1 protein-coding gene is annotated in these 1,822 nt (G+C 54.3%); it reads left to right on the top strand.

Translation table 11 applies throughout. The features are described from left to right. Positions 1 to 376: 376 nt before the first annotated feature. The gene (locus P2G67_RS16335; RefSeq protein ID WP_275824362.1) at positions 377 to 1,645 is read left to right on the top strand and encodes an outer membrane beta-barrel protein; all 1,269 of its coding nucleotides are present in this window, start codon (positions 377 to 379) and stop codon (positions 1,643 to 1,645) included. The last annotated feature ends 177 nt before the right edge of the window (positions 1,646 to 1,822 follow it).

The raw sequence follows: 1,822 nt of genomic DNA, 5'->3' as shown, positions 1-1,822 counted from the left end.
CGTGCTCGCCCGTATCGCCGAGATCCCGCAGACCCGGCTGCACGAGCTCCTGCCCTGGCACTGGAAAGCCAACAGCCCGGCCGCTCAAGCGGCCTGAGCCGCGGCGCTCACCGGAGGGTTACCCATAAAATGGTACCTCTTGCTGAGTATGATATACCGGATGGGTTGTTGCGGCGATGCATCTCGCGCTTATGCTGCCCTGAAGGTGCGAGGGGGCAGCCAAGGGAACTCGGTAGCCAAGGCGGCGGTCGATGCGGATATCATAAGCGTGTCATCCTCGGCAGAGGGCTTCGGGAATGATTGGCGGCGTAGGGTCGGTGTTGCCAACGAGACGCTTTCCGGCGCGAGCATCAGTTGAGAGGGGAGGTAGAGTGCAGTGACAACGTCCCGCATCAGGGTGAGAGTGGGCGCCAGCCTGCTATCTGCGGTAATGGTAGCGCTCTTTTGCAATGCTGTTTCAGCTCAGGAAGAAGACATAGAAGAAGAGCGCGGTGTTCCGATTTACGAAAGGTCAAGGCCAGAACTTGAGCCGTTGGGATTGCGCGCAGGGGCCTTCATGATCCGCCCAAGCTTGAGCGTCGGCGGCGAGTATAACGACAATATATACGCGACTAAGAACAACAGGGAGAGTGATTTTATATCCCGGGTAACCCCAAATGTTTCCGTGCAATCAGATTGGTCGCGGCATGCGTTGTCGCTTGATGTCGGGGCAGAGGCTGGATTTTATTTTGATAATAGTAAGGAGAACTACATCGATGGTCACGCAGGTCTCGCTGGGCGCATCGATTTGCTCCGGGAAACTTATTTAGAAGGACACCTTTCGGTGCAAAGGCGGCATGAGGATCGCGGCGATCCAGACGTGCCCTTGGCGAACGCCGAGCCCTCAGTGTACTACGAATATAATACGGGAATCAGCGCCTATCGCGGGGTTGGCCGGCTCTCGCTTCGTGTCGGAGTGGATTATACACGCTACGACTATCGGGCCGTTGATCTTACGGGTGGCGGATCCCTGAGTCAGAGTGAGCGCGATCACAATGTGTATGAGGCGCATACACGTGTTGCCTATGAACTTCTGCCCGCCGTGATCCCTTATGTGGAGGCGCGTTATAACATCCGCCGCTACGACACGCATTCCGGTGGAAACCGTGATTCGCATGGCTACCGAGTTGCGATAGGAACAGGGTTTGACGCAGGGGGCATCATCACCGGGTCCATTTTTGCCGGGTATATGAACCAAGATTACGCGTCAAACCGACAAGATGGTGTGAGCGGCCCTTGGTTTGGGGGAAACGTGCTCTGGAACATTACGCGCTTGACCTCATTCGAGTTGAATCTTGACCGTGGAGTTTTTGAAACACAAAACGCAGCCGCATCTAGCTATACTCGAAGTGCAGTGCATGCCCGGGTTGATCATGAGTTACTCCGAAACTTGCTTGTTGGTGGCTACGGTCAGTATGCCCATTATGAATACAATGGCGTGAATATATCAGATGAATATGTTGAGGCAGGGCCACGTATTACATATCTGTGGAATAGAAATTTGACCGCTGAACTTTCCGCTTCACATAGAAGAAAGAGCAGCAATCGAAGCGGAAGAGAGTACAGGTCAAACCAGATTATGTTTATGATAACCGGGCATCTATAAAGAGCACGGGTTGCACCAAAAAATTCGGGCATTCCTCGGCGGCGGCACCCTATTTGTCCACTTAACCTTCTTTCCATGCTACTTTTGGGAGGGAGGAACATCCAATGGAACAGTCAACGACAGCGAAGAAAGCAGCGCCGCGCGACGCGGCGAGCAAGGTGGCGCAGCAGCGGATGA

Origin of the sequence: Aquibaculum arenosum (assembly GCF_029222965.1) — a bacterium.
In the GTDB taxonomy this organism is placed as follows: domain Bacteria; phylum Pseudomonadota; class Alphaproteobacteria; order Kiloniellales; family DSM-21159; genus Aquibaculum; species Aquibaculum arenosum.
This window is presented reverse-complemented; position numbering and strand designations above follow the sequence as displayed.